Raw genomic sequence first — 1,883 nt, 5'->3', positions numbered from 1 at the left:
TCGGCCGCCACAAGCTTTTCCCGCCCCTTCGGCGCGGGGGGTGGTGGGTTGCGGTCGTGCGCTCTGTCCGTGGGTGGGTCGGTGCCGCACCGGGGTACCTCCTCGGCGGCGCACCGTGCGGGTTGTTCTTCGGCTCTCCCTGGGGAGATGTGCGCCGCGCTGCGGGGGCACCCCGCCACGTCCCCTCCGGCCCGTAGAGCGACGCGCCCGCGGTAGGGGGTGGTCGTAGCTGGTTGCTGCCGTCCCTCGGCCACCCGCCCGTCTTCTTTTCTCCGGCGGAGCCGGAGCTGTCTGCGAGCAGCAGGTCGCGATCACGGCTCAGCCAGGCACGCAGGGAGCGCGAGACCCCCCACCCCGCTTTGTGCAAGCCGAAGAACAAAGGTGCACGTGCGCCGCCGAGGAGGTACCCCGGCGCGGCACCGACACCACCCACGAACAGAGCGCACGACCGCGACCACCCACCCCCCGCCCCGAAGGGGCGGGAAAGGCCCCGGCCTACGGCGCAACCCCCTCTCCCGCCCGGTGGTTTCTAGGGGTCGTCGCAACACGTGATCGGTTGTGTTAGGCGGCGAGTAGTTTATGCAGGCGGTCGGCTGGGGTTTCCCAGTTGAGTGTTTTGCGGGGGCGGCCGTTGAGTTCGGCGGTGACGGCGTCGAGGTGTTCGCGGGTGTGGGCGGACAGGTCGGTGCCTTTGGGGAAGTACTGCCGCAGCAGGCCGTTGGTGTTCTCGTTCGAGCCGCGTTGCCAGGGGCTGGCTGGGTCGCAGAAGTAGACCGGGATGTTGGTGGCGGTGCTGAAGGCGTGGTGGGCGGCCATCTCTGAGCCTTGGTCCCAGGTCAGGGACCGCTTCAGGTGGCGGGGCAGCATCTTCACGGTGGTGACGAGGGCGTCGCGGACGTCCTGTGCCGCGCGGCCGTGGGGCAGGTGGACCAGCATCACGTAGCGGGTTGCGCGCTCGACGAGGGTGCCGATCGCTGAGCCGCCGTCCTTGCCGATGATCAGGTCGCCTTCCCAGTGGCCGGGCACCGCCCGGTCCTCCGCCTCGGCGGGGCGTTCGCTGATCATGACCATCGGGTGGGTGAAGCGCGGCTGGCGACAGGCCGCCTGGCGGTGCGGGCGGCGGCGGGCGCGCCCCGAGCGCAGGGCCCGGGCCAGCTCGCGGCGCAGTTCTCCGCGGCCCTGCACGTAGAGGGCCTGGTAGATCGTCTCGTGCACCACGTGCATCTCCACCTGGTCGGGAAAGGTCTGGCGCAGACTCTCGCAGATCTGCTGCGGGCTCCACTTGCGCTCCAGGCCCTCTTGGATGAAGTCGCGCAGTGCGGTGTTTTTACTGATCTTGCCGGGCTTGGGGCGGGGTCGGCGGGCATCGGCGCGGGCCTGGGCGGCGTGCGGCCGGTAGCACCACCGGCCACCGGCCTCCACGCTGCGGTTGCGGCGGATCTCCCGGCTGACGGTGGAAGGGCTGCGGCCCAGCTCGGCCGCGATGGCCCGGATGGTGGCCTTCTCCCGCAGACGGTCAGCGATGTGGATGCGCTCACTCTCGCTCAGATACCGTGCGCAAACAGGCACCCGCGGGGTGTGAGCGGGCGCCCGGTACCCCTGCGGACCCCTCCGGCCATTACGCCACTCACGACCGGTCCTCTCATGCACACCGACGAGCCGGGATGCCTCTTTGCTGCTGTAGCCCTGGCGCATGAGCCGGAAGTATTCCGCCCGCTCACCACGCAACTTCCTGCGCCCCTGAGGCCTGCGGTCCCCCCGGATCTCGAAGTCCATCGCATCCCCTGAGCTCAGGCGTTGCGACAACCACTAGAACCCAAGCCGGGGTGGAGGTGGTGTCCCGCTCCGGAGGGGCGGGGCTCCTCCCCGGCCACTGCCGGGGG

The 1,883-nt window shown here is 70.5% G+C and carries 1 protein-coding gene; it reads right to left on the bottom strand.

Going from position 1 to position 1,883, the window contains the following annotated elements; genetic code table 11:
- Nucleotides 1-561: 561 nt before the first annotated feature.
- Nucleotides 562-1,776 (bottom strand): IS30 family transposase, encoded by a 1,215-nt coding sequence (locus ACSNOD_RS30845; protein WP_436770379.1) that lies wholly within the window; start codon nucleotides 1,774-1,776, stop codon nucleotides 562-564.
- Between the last annotated feature and the right edge of the window lie 107 nt (nucleotides 1,777-1,883).

The sequence above is a fragment of the Streptomyces sp. URMC 123 genome (assembly GCF_051386515.1).
GTDB lineage: Bacteria > Actinomycetota > Actinomycetes > Streptomycetales > Streptomycetaceae > Streptomyces.
Note: the sequence above shows the minus strand (reverse complement) of the source record. Positions and strands in the feature narration are given on the sequence as shown.